We start from the raw sequence: 14,290 nt of genomic DNA, 5'->3' as shown, positions 1-14,290 counted from the left end.
TCCCGCCCACTTGTCCCCTTCCCCTCCTCCGTCCCCCGTCACCGACCGCTCCACCGTTCCGACCTCCCGCCCGACACACGTCCCGACACCGAGGGAACCGCACCGCCCATGACGACTCACCACACCCCACCGCCCGAATCCCCCGCCGTCTCCGTCCACGAGGTCCGCAAGCGCTACGGCGACCGCCAGGCCGTGGACGGGATCTCCCTCGACGTGCGTCGTGGCGAGTTCTTCGGCCTGCTCGGCCCCAACGGTGCGGGCAAGACCACCCTCATCGAGATCATCGAGGGCCTGCGCCAGGCAGACTCGGGCACGGTCCAGGTGCTCGGCCACAGCCCCTGGCCCCGCGACACGGCCCTGCTGCCGCGCATCGGCGTCCAGACGCAGGCCTCGGCCTTCTTCGTCCGGCAGTCGGCGCGCGAGCACCTGGCCACCGTCGCCGGGCTCTACCGCAAGGACGCGGCCGCCGCCGACCGCACCCTGGAGACGGTCGGGCTGACCGAGCAGCGCGACGTGATGGTCGAGAACCTCTCGGGCGGGCAGCGCCAGCGGCTCGCCATCGCCTCGGCCCTCGTCCACGACCCCGAGCTGATCTTCCTCGACGAGCCGACGGCCGCGCTCGACCCGCAGGCCCGTCGCGACCTGTGGGAGGTGCTGCGCGCCCTCAAGGGCGAGGGCCGCACCATCGTCTACACCACCCACCACCTCGACGAGGCCGAGGCCCTGTGCGACCGGGTGGCCATCCTGGTCGCCGGCCGCATCGCCGCCCTCGACTCCCCGCACCAACTGGTCAGCGCCGCCGGCGCGCCGGCCCGACTGCTCGTTCCGGCCGGCCGGATCGCGCCGGACGAGGCCGCCGCGCTGCCCGGCGTGGACCGGGTCACCGAACAGGGCGGATCGATGGTGCTGGAAACCTCCGCACCCGGCCGCGTCCTCCAGGCCGTCGACGCCCTGACCGGACTCGACGGGGTGATGACCCGGACGGCGACCCTGGAGGACGTCTACCTGGAACTCACCGGCCACACCACGGGCCACACCACCGCACACACCACGGAGCACCGGGCATGAGCGCATACACGGCACTGACCGCCGCCGGCTACCGGGCCCAGGTCCGGGACAAGGCGACCCTCTTCTTCACCTTCGCCTTCCCCCTCCTCTTCCTCGTCGTCTTCGGCCTGATCTTCAGCGGCCAGGACGTGGAGGAGAGCGGCCGCCCGTACATCTCGTACATCGCGCCCGGCGTGATGTCGTGGGGCGTCGCCAACGCCGCCGTCTTCGGGATCGCCTTCACGCTGATGCAGTGGCGCCGCGACGACCTGCTGCGCCTGATCCGGCTCACGCCCACGCCGCTGACGACCGTCCTGGCCTCGCGGTACGTCCTGGCCCTGGTGGTCGGCGTCGTGCAGGCCATGGTGTTCGTGGCCGTCGCGATGCTGCCCGGCTTCGGACTGGAGCTGGACGGGCGTTGGCCGCTGGTGCTGCCCGCGCTGGTCCTCGGCATCACGGCCTTCATGGCCATCGGGGTGATCGTCGGAACGTACGCCAACACGCCCGAGGCCGTCGCCGCGATCGCCAACTGCATGATGGTGCCGATGGCGTTCCTGTCCGGGTCCTTCCTGCCCCTCGACATGATGCCGTCCTGGCTGCAGGGCGTCTCCCGGGTGCTGCCCCTGCGCTACCTCAACGACGCGGCCACCGGGGCCCTCACCGGCTCGGGCTCGATGTCCGCCATCGGCATCGGCTGCGCCGCGCTGCTCGGCTTCGCCCTGCTGTTCGGGGGCATCGGCCTGAAGACGTTCCGCTGGAGCAACTCGTCATGACGACGACCGAGTTGAGGCCCGTGCGGGCCGAAGCACATGACGGCACCCCCATGGAGACGGCCCGGCGCCACCTGGAAGGGGCCCTGGCGGGCTCCGGCCCGGGGGAGCCTCACGTGGTCACCCTCGGCGTGCACGACGCCCTCGGCCCCCGCGCCGCCGACCCCTTCGCGGCGGTGCGGCCGGGTGCCACCGTCCACCTGACGGCCCGGGCCGTGCTGATCGGCCCGTGGGGCGGCGACGGCTCCGCTCCCGCCTGCGGACAGTGCCTGGCCATGCGCTGGCAGCGGCTGCGCAGCCGGAGCGAGCGGGACGCGCTGGAGACGGGCAGCGGTCCGGTCACCGCCGTCGCCGCGGACTGGCCCCGGCTGTCCCCGTACGCGCTGGACGCCACGTCGGCCCTGCACGCCGCCGTCCACGGCCCCGGCTCCCCCGTCCTCGCCCCCGGCCCGTCGGCCGCCGACCGGGCCCTGCCCCAGGTGTCCCGGCTTGACCTGGAAACCCTCCAGGTGCGGACGTATCCCCTCGCCGCCGACCCGCTCTGCCCCGACTGCGGGCCGGGCGGCGCCGACGGCCCCGCTCCCTTCACGCCCGCCTCCCGGCCCAAACCCGCCCCGGGCGCGCAGCGCCTGCGGAAGGCCTCCTCGTACCCGATGCCGCGGACGGCGTTGGCCAATCCGGTGACCGGCGTGCTCGGCGGGGGGACCTGGATCAACGTCACCTCACCGACGACCGCGCCGGTCGCCGGGAGCGTCTTCATGCGGGGCTACGCCGGGCTGACGGACGTCACCTGGAGCGGTCAGGCCAACAGCTTCGCGGCCAGCCGTGACCTGGCCTTCCTCGAAGGACTGGAGCGGTACGCGGGCACCCACCGGCGCACCGGCGCCTCGGTGCTCACCGCCTCGTACGCGGAGTTGGGCGAGCGGGCGCTGGACCCGGCGGAGTGCGGCCTCTACTCGCCGGAGACCTACCGCGACGACCCGCTGGTCTCGCCCTTCGACCCGGATCGGCCGATCCCCTGGGTGTACGGGCATTCCCTGCGCGACGACCGACCGGTGCTGGTGCCCGCCCGGCTGGCGTACTACAGCGCCGGGCTCGCGTCCGACAACTTCGTCTTCGAGTGCTCCAACGGCTGCGCCATCGGCAGTTGCCTGGAGGAGGCGCTGCTCGGCGCCCTGCTGGAACTGATCGAGCGGGACGCCTTCCTGCTCGCCTGGTACGGCGGACAGCGCCTGACGGAGATCGACCTGGCGTCCGTACCGGGGCCGGCGGTACGGATGATGGTGGACCGGGCGGCCCTCCAGGGGTACGACGTCCACGCCTTCGACAACCGCGTCGACCTGGCGGTCCCCGTGGTGACCGGCCTGGCCGTGCGGCGCGACGGCGGCCCGGGCCTGTACTCCTTCGGCGCGGGCGCGGCGCTGGATCCGGCGACGGCGGTGGAGGCGGCCCTCTCGGAGGTGCTGACGTACATCCCGCACCTGCCGGGCCAGGTCGCCGAACGGCAGGGGGAACTGGAGGCGATGAGCCGGGACTTCGGTCTGGTCAAGCACCTCAAGGACCACGCCCAGCTGTACGGGCTGCCGGCGATGGCCCCGCACGTGCGGACGTACCTGGAACCGACGGGCTTCGCACCGATGGCGGACCTCTACCGGGAGTGGGAATCGGCGCTCCGGCCCGCGGGCGGGGACCTGCGGGATGATCTGCTGCTGTGCGTGGGGCAGTTGACCGGCGCGGGGCACGACGTGATCGTCGTCGACCAGACGACGCCGGAGCAGCGCGCGATGGGGCTGCGGACGGTCTGCGCGGTCGTTCCGGGGTTGCTGCCGATCGACTTCGGCTGGTCGCGCCAACGGGCGCCGTTCATGCCGCGGCTGCGGACGGCCGCCCGGCGGGCCGGCCTGCGGGACTCCGACCTGACGCGGGAGGAGATCCGCCTGGTGCCGCACCCCTTCCCCTGACCGGCCCGACGCCGAATGCCCCGGACCCCCGCCTGCGCGGGGTCCGGGGCATCGGTGTGGCGCTGGGGTCAGGCGCTGCAGGAGGTGGTGCTGGTGGTGGAGGAACACGTCGAGGTGGAGCTGCAGCTCGTGGAACCGGCGAGCACGACCTCGCTGGCGTCCGAGTAGTCCGAGATCTCGAAGGTCTCCGACTCCAGCTCCAGGATCTCGTCGGCGAGCGAGGCCAGAGGCGACTTCTGCATGGGGACTCCTTGGGTAGGCGGTCACCGGGTGGTGTCCGTTGCCTTGGTGCTTCGGCGTGCCTCCAGCAAAGCCGGTCCGACCGTCAAGTCACCTGTCCCCTTCCTGTCACACCGCTGACATGAAGTGTCAGCACCCTGACGTCCGCGGTCGGAGCGGGTGTCCGAGGATAACGGTATGACCGTCACCTCCGCGTACGCCGGACTGCCCGCGCTCCTCAGGCCGCTGACGGCCTTCTACCTGGACCTGCACCGGCATCCCGAGCTGTCGGGCGAGGAGGCCCGTACGGCCGACCGGTTCGCCGGCCGGTTGGAGTCCGACGGGTACGAGACCTTCCGCGGGATCGGCGGTCACGGCGTGGCCGGGGTGCTGCGCCGGGGCGCCGGCCCGACGGTGATGCTGCGCGCGGAACTGGACGCGCTGCCCGTGCGGGAGACGACGGGGCTGCCGTACGCGAGCGAGGGCGAGGTGGCGCACGCCTGCGGGCACGACCTGCACCTGGCCGCGGCCGCCGGTACGGCCTCGCTGCTGGCCGGTCCGGACGCCCCGCGCTGGGAGGGCACCCTGATCGTGGTGGGCCAGCCCGCCGAGGAGACCCTGGAGGGCGCGCGGGCCATGCTCGCGGACGGGCTGTACGAGCGCGTCGGCCGCCCCGACACCGTGCTGGCGCAGCACGCGGCGCCGCTGCCGGCGGGCATGGTCGCGCACGGGTACGGGCCGATGACGGCCGGCAGCGTCACGTTCCGGGTCGTCGTCCACGGACGCGGCGGGCACGCGGGGGCGCCGCACCTGACGGTGGATCCGGTGGTGACGGCCGCGCACCTGGTGACGCGGCTCCAGACGGTGGTGGCGCGCGAGGCGGCCCCCTCCGAGCAGGTGGCCGTCACCGTGGGCTCGTTCCGGGCGGGCGAGCGGGCGAACATCGTGCCCGACCGGGCCGAGCTGGGCATCACGGTGCGGGCGGCCGGGGAGGCGGCGCTCGCCCGGGCGGCCGCGGCGGTGGAGCGGATCGTCCGCGCCGAGTGCGCGGCCTCGGACTGCCCCCGGGAGCCGGAGATCGTCCGTGAGCGCGCCTCGCCCGTCACCCACCCCGATCCGGCGACGACGGCGGCGGTCCGGGACGCCCACACGGCGCGGTTCGGGGCGCAGCGGGTGGCGATGTGGCCGCCGTCGCTCGCGACGGAGGACTTCGGGCTGTTCGGTGACGCCGGACTGGAGGTGCACGGGGCGCGGGGCGTTCGGCTCGCCTACTGGATGCTCGGCTCGATCGGTCCGGCGGCCTGGGCGGCGGCGCCCGGGGAGGGCGCGGCGGGCAAGCTGGCGGCGCTTCCCGCCAACCACGCCCCGGACTTCGCCCCGGACGTCCGTACGGCCCTCCCGGCGGGGGTCACCGCGCTGACGGAGGCCGCGCTGACCGTTCTGGCCCGGGGGGACCGGGCCGGCCGGGACTGATCCGGCCGGGGTCGCGTCCGCGGTGACGGGCCGGGTCCGCCCGGCCGCCGGGCGCACCGACGGCTCCTCAGAAGGGCTTGGTCGGCAGGTACTTCCCGTCCAGGGTGATGACCGCGCGCTCGCCGCCCTCGGGGTCGGCGACCTTCTTGACGTCCAGCCGGAAGTTGATGGCGCTGATGATGCCGTCGCCGAACTCCTCGTGGACCAGGGCCTTGAGGGTGGAGCCGTAGACCTGGAGCATCTCGTGGAAGCGGTAGACGGTCGGGTCGGTGGGCAGGGCGCCGGGCACCCCGCCGCGCGTGGGGATGGTCTGCAACCACAGGGCGGCGTCGTCGTCCAGGCCGAGGAGTTCGGCGACGGCCCGGGCCGCGGGGGCGGGCAGCGGGTGCTGGCCGAGGACGGCTGCCGTGACGAAGGCCACGGACAGCCCGGTGACATCGGCGATCTGCCGCCACGTCAGGTTCTTGCGGATCTTGGCTTCGACGGCCGTCTCGGCGAGGCGGCTGCGGACGGTGTTGTCGAACTGGGCGTGCGGCATGGGAAGGGGTGTCCTTTCGACGGGGGCGGTCGCGGCGACGGTGCCGCGCTCTCTCCCGAGGCGGGATGCGACGGGCGTCGCGGGCGGGACGATCGGGTAGGGCGGGTCGAGCGGGTCGGGCGGGGGTGGTCGAGCGGGTCGGGCGGGAGACTCAGGCGGCCACCGGGTCGAGCTGTTCGACGGCGCCCGTGGGGATGTCGTAGACCCATCCGCGCAGGGTGAGGGTGCCCGCCGCGAGGGCGCGGGCGACCGAGGGGTGGGTGGCCAGGTTCGCGAGCTGGGCGCGCACGTTCTCCCGTACGAGGGAGTCGAGCCCGCCCGAGCTGCGGGCCAGGGAGGCGTCGGCGTGCCGGAGCCAGCCCGCGACGGCCGGTGCGGCGCTGAGGTCGTGCCGCTCGGCGAGGGCGGTCATGGCTCCGCAGGCGGAGTGCCCGCACACCACGGCTTCGGTGACGCTGAGGACGGAGACCGCGTATTCGATGCCGGCCGCGACCCCGTCCGGGAACGGGGTGTGGGCGGGTACGAGGTTGCCCGCGGTGCGGATGACGAAGAGCTCACCCGGCTCGCTCTGGGTGATCAGTTCCGGCACCACACGGGCGTCGGAGCATCCGATGAACAGGGCGGGCGGGCGGTGGGTGTGCGCCAGGTCGGCGAAGAGCTCGGCCTTGGCGGGGAAGACGTCGCGCCGGAAACGGGCGGCGCCCTCGATGAGATCGTGCATGGTCACTCCCTCCGTACTGGGATCCACCCCGTGGGGCTGACGCGTTCCACCATGCATGAGCTGCGGTCATAGTGTCCAAGACGTAGATCGCATGCACCCCATCGATGGCATCTATAGTTGGTTCCATGGCTCCGGAACTGCGTCACCTGCGCTACCTGCTCGCGGTCGCCGAGCACCACAGCTTCACCCGCGCCGCCGAGGAGCTGCGGATTTCCCAACCCACCCTGTCCCAGCAGATCAAACAGCTGGAGAGCGCCGTGGGTGTGCGGCTGCTCGACCGCGGTGGCCGTACGGTGCGCCTCACCGACGCGGGCGAGGCCTACGCGCACCACGCGCGCCGCGCGCTGCGGGACCTGGCGGCGGCGGAGCGCGCCGTCCACGACGTCGCCGACCTGTCCCGCGGCCACCTGCGGCTGGCGATGACGCCCACCTTCACCGCGTACCTGCTGGGCCCGCTGCTGGCGGCCCTCCACGAGGCCCACCCGGCCGTCACCGTGGACGTGCGGGAGATGCCGCAGGACCGCATCGAGGCCGGGCTGCTGGCGGACTCCCTCGACCTCGGCATCGCCTTCGCGGGCCCCCACCCGCCCGGCATCGCCGCCGCGCCGCTCCACACGGAGACCCTGGGCCTCGTCGTCGCCGGCTCCTCCCCCGACCGACCGACGGCCCCGCTGCCCGTCGCGGAGCTGGCCGGGCTGCGACTGGCCCTGCTCAGCGGGGACTTCGCCACCCGGACGCACATCGACGCGTACCTCGCCGCGCACCGGGTCCGGCCGCGGATCGCGGTCGAGACGGATTCCGTCCAAGCCCTGACCGAGCTGGTGCGGCGGACCGGGCTGGCCACCGTCCTGCCGGACGCCATCACGGACGACCATCCCGGGCTGACCCCGATCCCGCTGGTGCCGGCCCTGCCACCGCGCACCGTCACCCTGTTGCGGCGCGAGGGCGGCTATCTGAGCGCCGCCGCCCGCGTCTTCACCGCCCTGACCCGGGAGGTGGTCCTGGCCCGCGGCTACGCCCCGGCGCGGGACGCGGCCGACGGGGTGTGACGCGGCGTCAGTCGAGCCCGTACCGGCGTACCGACTCCTCCTGTTGCGCCAGCCGGTGCATCGCCTTGAGGGCGGGGTCGAAGAGCACGGCGGAGGCCACGGCGGCCTCCGCCATGTCCGCGTCCGAGGCACGGGTGTCGATGTAGTCCAGGTCCCTGACGGCCACTTCGTGCATGAGCCGGGCGTACGGGGCCATCCGCTCGGCGTCCCAGGAGTAGCCCAGCCGCAGCAGCGAGGCGACCGCCACGACAAGCGAACGGTGGTCCGGCGAGAGGTCGGCGAGTTCGCGGGCGGTGGACCAGCCCAACGTCTCCAGCAGCCGGTCGACCTCGCGGCGCGCGGTGACGACGGCCTCGTCCGACTCGTCGGGTTCGGGAACCTGCGGGAGCGCCCACAGGGCCGCCCCCATCCGCATGGTGCGACCCAGGGACTCGTCATCGATGTGTCGGAGCACTTCCCGCGCCCCGGCCACCGATACCTGGCCGACCTGGATGAGCGTGCGGACCAGGCGCAGCCGGTCCAGATGGCCCTCGTCGTAGTCGGCCGTCGTCGCCGCGACCCGGCGGCCGGGACTCAACAGCCCCTCCCGAAGGTAGTACTTGATCGTCGCGGTGGACACACCACTGCGCTCGCTCAGTTCGGCCAGCCGCACCCTTGTGCCTTTCCTTGGAGAGCGCCACTATCTAACCACCAGCGCGTGGACGGTGCCGCCATCCAACCCTGTCACCGCCCACCCGGACCACCGGAGGTCGCGTGTTCGCCAAGCCGATTCCCGGCCGCACCACCGCCGCCCACGAGGGCGACGCCGTGGTGCTGCTGATCGGGATGCGCATCAACCACTTCTGGGCGGCGCACCATTGGGTGCCGGTGCTCGCGGCCATGCCCCGGATGCTCCGCGAGCTGAGGCGCGACCGCGGTCGCGGCCTGCTGGGCCACGTGCTGCTGACGGCGTCGCCCCGCACGTACTACGTGGTCCAGTACTGGGAATCCCAGGAGAAGTTGTACGCCTACGCCACCGCGCCGGACGCCCTCCACCACCGGGTGTGGGCGGCCGTCAACCGCAAGGAGCGCGCGGGCAAGGTGCGCGGACACGTGGGCATTTGGCACGAGGCCTACGTCTCGCCCGAGGGCTCGTACGAATCGATCTACGCGGACATGCCGCCCTTCGGGCTGGGAGCGGCCACCGGGGTGCTCCCCGTCGAGCGCCGCGGCCGCCGCGCCGCCGACCGCTTCGCCCACCGCGGCACCACCGACCCGGCCGACCCGGCCGACCCGGCCGACCCGGCCGGACCGGCCGGACCGTACGCCGGTCGGTGAGCCGCTGCCGCGGGTCCGCGCCGCGGGCCGGTCGGCCGGCCGGTCGGTCGGTCGGTCGGTCGGTCGGTCAGCCCACGATCGGGGAGACGGCCACGCAACCGCCGGCCGTCACGAGGCCCTGCCCGGTCTGCTCGGCGATGACCTTGCCCTTGTAGGTGATCCGGCAGGTCACCTGTCCGCCCGTCACGTCAGCCGCGACCGGCACCACCGACGCCGGCATGATGCCGCGGAGGGTGACCGTCTTCGTCCAGGGCAGCGCGGGGGCGGACACCGTCTCCGCCTTCGGCGCGCCGGCGGTGCCACCGCCCGCGGAGAACTCGATGGAGTCCACACCCTTGCCGGTGACCTCGTACGTCACCTCGTAGGTCTCGTCCACGGCCTTGTCGACCTGGTCGACGGCGTCGGCGGCGGAGCAGGCGGTGGCACCCAGGAGGAGCGCGGCGGCCAGGAGGGAGGTACGGACGGGGCGGAGCATGGGTACGGGGTCCTTTGCGATAAACCGGTGATCAACCCGTACGGAATCGTAAAGACCCGGCAAAGTCAAACGGGATCCTCCGGCAGCGGACGGGCCTCGACCCGCCGCAGCGGCGCCTGCTGGCCGCCCGACGCCAGCATCCGGACCTCGCCCCGGTCGCTGATCTCGGCGCGCACGATGCCGGTCGCGTCCGTGTAGACCGGATGACCGCCGGGGCCCTTCGCCCCGGTGCGGTCCACGACGACGACGTCCTGGCCGGTCCCGTCGTGATCGGGAAACACCAGCTCGTACCGTTCCGCGCTCATCCACTCACTCCCGTCGCCGCCGGCCCTCCCATGCTGGCGGCCGGCTCCGGGCTCCGCACGGTGTGATGGGCCACGCGGGCGCCGCCCCCCACGGCGACCCGACGGGCGCCGTGGAGCGGCCGACCGGGGCCGGCGCGGCACGGGGGTGCGGGCCGAGGGCGTGCGGGTCAAGGTGGGGAAGAAGAAGTCCGGGCCCGGGAGGCGTTCGAGGCACTGGACAGGACCGGCCGCCACCAGCTGATCCTGCCCCTGCTCCAGGCCCTCACCCCGCGGGCGAGGCGGGCCCGCCTCGCCCGGGTCCTGCGCTCCCTGACGGACGGCGCGGGATCCCCATGACCCCGCGCCGGTGGGGCGTCACACCCGGTCGGGTCCCGGCGGGGTCAGACCGCGGAGCTTGTCCGGGTTCATCTGCAGACGGAGGTTGCGGATCCGGCCGTCCTCCAGGTCGAAGGTGGCGGCACCCATGGGGGCGTCGCCGGCGAGGACGAGCAGACCCAGTTCGCCGTTGACCAGGGTCGGGACGGTGCTGATGGGGACCGCGGTGGGCTTCGCCAGCACGCCCAGCAGCCAGCGCGCCACCCGGTCGGGCCCGTGCAGCGGACGGAGCGCGGCACGGACCTTGCCGCCGCCGTCGGACCACGCGGTGATGTCGGGGGCGAGCATTTCCATGACGTCGTTCAGGTCGCCGCCGGCGCAGGCGCTCAAGAAGCGCTCCGTGATCCGTTCGCGCTCCGCCGTGTCCGTGTCGTAGCGGGGGCGACCGGCCCGGACGTGCTTGCGGGCACGGTGGGAGATCTGCCGGACCGTCGGCTCCGGGCGCTCCAGCACCTCGGCGATCTCCCCGTGGGAGTAGCCGAACACCTCGCGCAGGACGAACACCGCGCGCTCCACGGGCGCGAGGGTCTCCAGGACGACCAGCATCGCCGTCGACACGCTCTCGGCGAGTTCCTGTCCCTGCGCGGCGTCCGGCTCCGTCAGCAGGGGCTCGGGGAGCCAGGGGCCGACGTACTCCTCCCGGACGGCACGGGCGGAGGTCAGCCGGTTCAGGGACAGGTTCGTCACGGTGCGCACCAGGTACGCCTTGGGGTGGCGGACGTCCGAGCGGTCGGCCTTGTTCCACGTCAACCACGCGTCCTGGACGATGTCCTCGGCGTCGGCGACGCTGCCCAGCATCCGGTAGGCGGTGGCGAACAGGAGCCTGCGGTTCTCGGCGAAGGCGTCCTGGTCGGTCGGGGATTCGGTCACCGGGCGATTGTGCCCGCACGTCCTCCCACCGGCAACAACGGTCCCCCTCGCACTCGCACTCCGCCCCGCGGCCCTCAGGCCCGCACTCGCACTCCGCCCCGCGGCCCTCAGGCCCGCAGTCGCACCAGCGCGGCGCGGCCCGTGGTGCGCACGAGGGCGGTGAGGGGGCCGTCGGTCAGGAGCGCGTCGTACGGGGCGAGTCGGGAGGGCGGGCCGGCCTGCTCGTCCGTGCGGTCCACGGTCGCCGGGCCGTCCAGGGCGACGACGAGGACACTCTCCCCGGGTGCCACGGTGAGCTCGAACTCGCCGCGCACGACGGCGGTCAGGGCTTCGGCACGGTCCCGCCGGTACATCACGTTGAAGTTCACGACGGGGCCGTCGAGGAGCCGGCAGTGGGTGGGACGGTCGCCGGGGAAGTGCCGCGGTGCCCAGCGCTCGTCCACGAGGCGGTGTTCGCCCTCGACGGTGAGGTCCATGCCCGCGCCCTCGGCGAGGGTGAGCGTCCGGTCGACGCCGGGGAAGACGGAGAAGGGCCCGTCGGCATCCACCTCGGCGAGGCTGACGCGCCAGGCGAAGTCTCCCGTCCCGGACGGCGCGGGCCGTGCGGCGATCTCGCGGGTGACTCCCCCGCCGTTCTTCCAGGGCACGGCCGTACGGTCGGCGGCGCGCAGGATCCTGAGGCCGGCGGGGGTGGTCACGAGGGGGTTCCTTCCTTCGGGCGGGGCGCGTTCAGCGCAGGATGCCGGCCTGCCGGGCGGCGCGGAGCCATGACGGGAACTCGGACAGCAGCCGGTCGTACAGCTCCGGGTCGGAGACCTTGTCGATGTCGTCGACGGCGAAGAAGCCGACGTTGTCGACGCGGCGGCCGGCCATGGTGTCGAAGCGTTCCAGCACACCGAATCCGGCCCGGCCGAGGCCGACGAACTGCCAGAACACGGGCTCCTCGACGGCCGCGCGCAGTTCCCGTTCGATCTCGTCGTTGCGGTAGACGCCGCCGTCGGAGAAGAACAGCACCAGCGTCGGGACGGACGGCGACTGGGTGCGGGCGAAGGCCCGCACCTCGGCGATGACCTTCTGTTCCTCGTTCTGGAAGCCGACCGCGCGCATGTCGACCTGGCCGGGCTGGAGTCCCTTCGGCGGCTTCTTGCGGCCGAAGAGACTCATCTGGCCCACGCGCACGTGCAGGCGCAGCCAATCCGGCAGGTCGCCGATCGCCAGGTCGGGCAACCGCGCCGGGTTCGTGGCGAAGGTCCACGCCTGCATCTCGCCGTCGTCGTCGAGTTGGGCCGCGACGGCCGCCATCCGTTCCACGACGTTCGCCACGGTGCCCCGCGAGTAGAGGGCGCTCATCGACCCGGACGCGTCGAGGACCAGGATCACCCGGGCGGTCACCCCGGTGGCGCCGGCCTTGCTCAGGCTGACGGCGACCTGCTGCTTGCGCAGCGAGAGCCGCTTGCGCATGTCGACGGGCAGCCACTCCTCCCCCTTGACCAGCCGGACGGCGGCCTCGGTGGGCGGTCCGCCGGGCAGGGTGGGCGGTCCTGTGGGCGCGGCCGGCGCGGCGGGCGCGTACGGGGACCGGGCCGGGGTGGGAGCCGGCGCGGGCCGGTGCACCGGGGCGGGTGCGGGTGCCACCGCGGCGGGCGGCTCGTCGTCCACGGTGATCCCGAAATCGGTGGCCAGGCCCGCGAGGCCGCTCGCGTAGCCCTGCCCGACCGCCCGGAACTTCCACGCGCCGGCCCGGCGGTAGAGCTCGCCGCTGACGAACGCGGTCTCGGGCCCGGCGGTCATGTCGAAGCGGGCCAGCTCGGCTCCGGAGGCCGCGTCGAGCAGCCTCAGGTGCAGCCCGGGGACCTGCCCGAACACGCCGCCGTCGGCGGAGGCGCACAGGGCGATGCGCTCGATGTCGCCCTCCAGGGCGGTCAGGTCCACCTCCAGGGCGTCCGCGCCGGGTTGCTTGCCGAGGTGTCGGACGGTTCCCGAGGAGTGTCTCGGCTGGTTGTAGAAGACGAAGTCGCCGTCGGTACGGACGCGCCCGCTGCCGGTCAACAGCAGCGCCGACGCGTCGACGTCCGGTACGCCGGGTCCGGCGGACCAGCCGAGGACGGCGCGGACGGAGGGTGCCGCGACGGGCAGGTTGGCGCCTTTGCTCAGTGTCGTCACGACGGACAGTCTGCCCGCAGGGTGCCCCTCCAGGTAGCGGTAGGGGCTCAGGAGGCCCGTCGGGTGGTGTGCGGGAGCGAGATCCGGGCCGGCCGCTCGCGCGCCTCGCCCGCGCCGGCCGGGGCGTCGGTGTCGAGGAGACGGACCTCCAGCGGTGAACTCCCGGTGGGCCCGCCGGAGGTGGCGCGCAGCCGGTACCGCTCGGTGCGCACCGCGTCCCGGTCGAGGGGCGAGCCGCCCTCGTACAGGTGGTACGGCCGGAAGTCGTTGGCAATGCGCAGGTCCGCGGGGCTCCAGCGGCCCGTCGCCGGGTCCCGGTGTTCGAGCACGACGGATCGGTCCGGGCCGGGGCGGTCGCCGGGGGACGGGCCGAAGGCCTCCATCTGGAACGTGAGCAACAGGCGTGCGTACGACCGGGTGTTGCCGTTGCGCAGGGTCAGCGTGAACTCCTGGGCCGGGCCGCCCCGTACGAGGCGGATCCGGCCGCCCGGCGTGTCGACGGACATGGTCAGGCGGGTGGCGGGGACCGGCGAGGGGGCGGCTGCCGGGCTCGTCGTCACGGCACCGCCGCCGGGCGGACGCGGTGCCGGCGACGCGGTGACCGCGACAGTGGCGGGAGCGGAAGGGCCGGTGGTGACGGCCGCCGTGGCGGAGGGGGACGGTGACCCGGTCGACGCAGGGCCGGTGGTGCCCGCCGACGGGGCCGGGGCGGAGGTGGTCTGCGTCGTCGCCGATTCGGCGCAACCCACCAGCAGCACGGGCAGCAACACGAGCGAGGTCGCGAGGAGACGGGGTGCGACGTGCATGGCTGCCTCCTACGGGCTCCGGGTGCGGGAGAACGTAGCAAGGGGGCGGGGTGCTTGCGCAGGTCGGGGCGGTGACGCTTCGGTCACGGTACGGACAGCGACGAGCCGGGGGGCCCCCCCCCAGGGGGGGGGCCCCCGCCCCACGGCCCCGCCGCCCCCGCGGCACGCCGGGAACCAGGGAGACCCCCCCCCGCCCCACAG

At 73.9% G+C, this 14,290-nt stretch carries 16 protein-coding genes and 1 pseudogene; 7 read left to right on the top strand and 10 right to left on the bottom strand.

Annotated elements, in window-relative coordinates:
• Positions 1-108: 108 nt before the first annotated feature.
• Genes ACFVS6_RS25745 through ACFVS6_RS25735 form a run of 3 tightly spaced genes read left to right on the top strand, consistent with a single transcriptional unit; the run spans position 109 to position 3,778 of the window.
• Positions 109-1,068, top strand: a complete 960-nt coding sequence (locus ACFVS6_RS25745) for an ABC transporter ATP-binding protein (protein WP_389707271.1) — start codon at positions 109-111, stop codon at positions 1,066-1,068.
• Positions 1,065-1,820: an ABC transporter permease gene (locus ACFVS6_RS25740; protein ID WP_281206827.1), complete on the top strand. Its 756-nt coding sequence runs from the start codon at positions 1,065-1,067 to the stop codon at positions 1,818-1,820. Before ACFVS6_RS25745 ends, ACFVS6_RS25740 begins: the two co-directional genes overlap by 4 nt.
• Positions 1,817-3,778 carry a TOMM precursor leader peptide-binding protein gene (locus ACFVS6_RS25735; protein WP_389707269.1) on the top strand — a complete coding sequence of 654 codons (1,962 nt, stop codon included), beginning with the start codon at positions 1,817-1,819 and terminating at the stop codon, positions 3,776-3,778. Before ACFVS6_RS25740 ends, ACFVS6_RS25735 begins: the two co-directional genes overlap by 4 nt.
• Positions 3,779-3,846: 68 nt before the next feature.
• On the opposite strand, the gene ACFVS6_RS25730 is transcribed toward ACFVS6_RS25735, so the two are convergent.
• Positions 3,847-4,020: a thiazolylpeptide-type bacteriocin gene (locus ACFVS6_RS25730; RefSeq protein WP_037917023.1), complete on the bottom strand. Its 174-nt coding sequence runs from the start codon at positions 4,018-4,020 to the stop codon at positions 3,847-3,849.
• Between the two features lie 175 nt (positions 4,021-4,195).
• Here ACFVS6_RS25730 and ACFVS6_RS25725 point away from each other — a divergent pair, with 175 nt between their 5' ends.
• A complete protein-coding gene (locus ACFVS6_RS25725) occupies positions 4,196-5,470 on the top strand; it encodes an amidohydrolase (RefSeq protein WP_389707266.1) in 1,275 nt (424 codons plus the stop codon).
• Between the two features lie 67 nt (positions 5,471-5,537).
• Here ACFVS6_RS25725 and cynS read toward each other — a convergent pair whose 3' ends face one another.
• Both cynS and ACFVS6_RS25715 read right to left on the bottom strand, forming a co-directional pair.
• Positions 5,538-6,008, bottom strand: a complete 471-nt coding sequence (gene cynS / locus ACFVS6_RS25720) for a cyanase (protein ID WP_389707265.1) — start codon at positions 6,006-6,008, stop codon at positions 5,538-5,540.
• A gap of 151 nt (positions 6,009-6,159) precedes the next feature.
• Positions 6,160-6,729 carry a carbonic anhydrase gene (locus ACFVS6_RS25715; protein ID WP_389707263.1) on the bottom strand — a complete coding sequence of 190 codons (570 nt, stop codon included), beginning with the start codon at positions 6,727-6,729 and terminating at the stop codon, positions 6,160-6,162.
• Between the two features lie 125 nt (positions 6,730-6,854).
• Here ACFVS6_RS25715 and cynR point away from each other — a divergent pair, with 125 nt between their 5' ends.
• A complete protein-coding gene (gene cynR, locus ACFVS6_RS25710; protein ID WP_389707261.1) occupies positions 6,855-7,778 on the top strand; it encodes a transcriptional regulator CynR in 924 nt (307 codons plus the stop codon).
• A gap of 7 nt (positions 7,779-7,785) precedes the next feature.
• Here cynR and ACFVS6_RS25705 read toward each other — a convergent pair whose 3' ends face one another.
• Positions 7,786-8,430: a MerR family transcriptional regulator gene (locus ACFVS6_RS25705; protein ID WP_389707259.1), complete on the bottom strand. Its 645-nt coding sequence runs from the start codon at positions 8,428-8,430 to the stop codon at positions 7,786-7,788.
• A gap of 101 nt (positions 8,431-8,531) precedes the next feature.
• Here ACFVS6_RS25705 and ACFVS6_RS25700 point away from each other — a divergent pair, with 101 nt between their 5' ends.
• Positions 8,532-9,095: a DUF4188 domain-containing protein gene (locus ACFVS6_RS25700; protein WP_389707257.1), complete on the top strand. Its 564-nt coding sequence runs from the start codon at positions 8,532-8,534 to the stop codon at positions 9,093-9,095.
• 67 nt (positions 9,096-9,162) lie between these two features.
• Here ACFVS6_RS25700 and ACFVS6_RS25695 read toward each other — a convergent pair whose 3' ends face one another.
• A complete protein-coding gene (locus ACFVS6_RS25695) occupies positions 9,163-9,570 on the bottom strand; it encodes an MmpS family transport accessory protein (protein WP_389707255.1) in 408 nt (135 codons plus the stop codon).
• Positions 9,571-9,635: 65 nt separating this feature from the next.
• The gene (locus ACFVS6_RS25690) at positions 9,636-9,875 is read right to left on the bottom strand and encodes a DUF6296 family protein (RefSeq protein WP_389707253.1); all 240 of its coding nucleotides are present in this window, start codon (positions 9,873-9,875) and stop codon (positions 9,636-9,638) included.
• Between the two features lie 195 nt (positions 9,876-10,070).
• On the opposite strand from ACFVS6_RS25690, the pseudogene ACFVS6_RS25685 reads away from it, so the two are divergent.
• Positions 10,071-10,211: pseudogene (locus tag ACFVS6_RS25685) on the top strand (OmdA domain containing protein); the annotation flags it as partial.
• Between the two features lie 18 nt (positions 10,212-10,229).
• Here ACFVS6_RS25685 and ACFVS6_RS25680 read toward each other — a convergent pair.
• From ACFVS6_RS25680 to ACFVS6_RS25665, 4 genes are all read right to left on the bottom strand, one after another.
• Positions 10,230-11,120 carry an RNA polymerase sigma-70 factor gene (locus ACFVS6_RS25680; RefSeq protein WP_389707251.1) on the bottom strand — a complete coding sequence of 297 codons (891 nt, stop codon included), beginning with the start codon at positions 11,118-11,120 and terminating at the stop codon, positions 10,230-10,232.
• Between the two features lie 107 nt (positions 11,121-11,227).
• Positions 11,228-11,818 (bottom strand): HutD family protein, encoded by a 591-nt coding sequence (locus ACFVS6_RS25675; RefSeq protein WP_389707249.1) that lies wholly within the window; start codon positions 11,816-11,818, stop codon positions 11,228-11,230.
• A 31-nt stretch (positions 11,819-11,849) separates the two neighbouring features.
• A complete protein-coding gene (locus ACFVS6_RS25670) occupies positions 11,850-13,283 on the bottom strand; it encodes a VWA domain-containing protein (RefSeq protein WP_389707247.1) in 1,434 nt (477 codons plus the stop codon).
• A 47-nt stretch (positions 13,284-13,330) separates the two neighbouring features.
• Positions 13,331-14,089, bottom strand: a complete 759-nt coding sequence (locus ACFVS6_RS25665; protein ID WP_389707245.1) for a hypothetical protein — start codon at positions 14,087-14,089, stop codon at positions 13,331-13,333.
• Positions 14,090-14,290: the final 201 nt, after the last annotated feature.

Source organism: Streptomyces sp. NPDC057939, assembly GCF_042887545.1.
In the GTDB taxonomy this organism is placed as follows: domain Bacteria; phylum Actinomycetota; class Actinomycetes; order Streptomycetales; family Streptomycetaceae; genus Streptomyces.
This window is presented reverse-complemented; position numbering and strand designations above follow the sequence as displayed.

What these genes read in the sequence shown, in the direction of transcription:
- ACFVS6_RS25715 (WP_389707263.1), bottom strand. Translation starts at nt 6,729, where the DNA reads ATGCACGATCTCATCGAGGGCGCCGCCCGTTTCCGGCGCGACGTCTTC.
- ACFVS6_RS25725 (WP_389707266.1), top strand. Translation starts at nt 4,196, where the DNA reads ATGACCGTCACCTCCGCGTACGCCGGACTGCCCGCGCTCCTCAGGCCG.
- ACFVS6_RS25740 (WP_281206827.1), top strand. Translation starts at nt 1,065, where the DNA reads ATGAGCGCATACACGGCACTGACCGCCGCCGGCTACCGGGCCCAGGTC.
- ACFVS6_RS25735 (WP_389707269.1), top strand. Translation starts at nt 1,817, where the DNA reads ATGACGACGACCGAGTTGAGGCCCGTGCGGGCCGAAGCACATGACGGC.
- ACFVS6_RS25730 (WP_037917023.1), bottom strand. Translation starts at nt 4,020, where the DNA reads ATGCAGAAGTCGCCTCTGGCCTCGCTCGCCGACGAGATCCTGGAGCTG.
- ACFVS6_RS25665 (WP_389707245.1), bottom strand. Translation starts at nt 14,089, where the DNA reads ATGCACGTCGCACCCCGTCTCCTCGCGACCTCGCTCGTGTTGCTGCCC.
- ACFVS6_RS25690 (WP_389707253.1), bottom strand. Translation starts at nt 9,875, where the DNA reads ATGAGCGCGGAACGGTACGAGCTGGTGTTTCCCGATCACGACGGGACC.
- ACFVS6_RS25745 (WP_389707271.1), top strand. Translation starts at nt 109, where the DNA reads ATGACGACTCACCACACCCCACCGCCCGAATCCCCCGCCGTCTCCGTC.
- cynR (WP_389707261.1), top strand. Translation starts at nt 6,855, where the DNA reads ATGGCTCCGGAACTGCGTCACCTGCGCTACCTGCTCGCGGTCGCCGAG.
- cynS (WP_389707265.1), bottom strand. Translation starts at nt 6,008, where the DNA reads ATGCCGCACGCCCAGTTCGACAACACCGTCCGCAGCCGCCTCGCCGAG.
- ACFVS6_RS25695 (WP_389707255.1), bottom strand. Translation starts at nt 9,570, where the DNA reads ATGCTCCGCCCCGTCCGTACCTCCCTCCTGGCCGCCGCGCTCCTCCTG.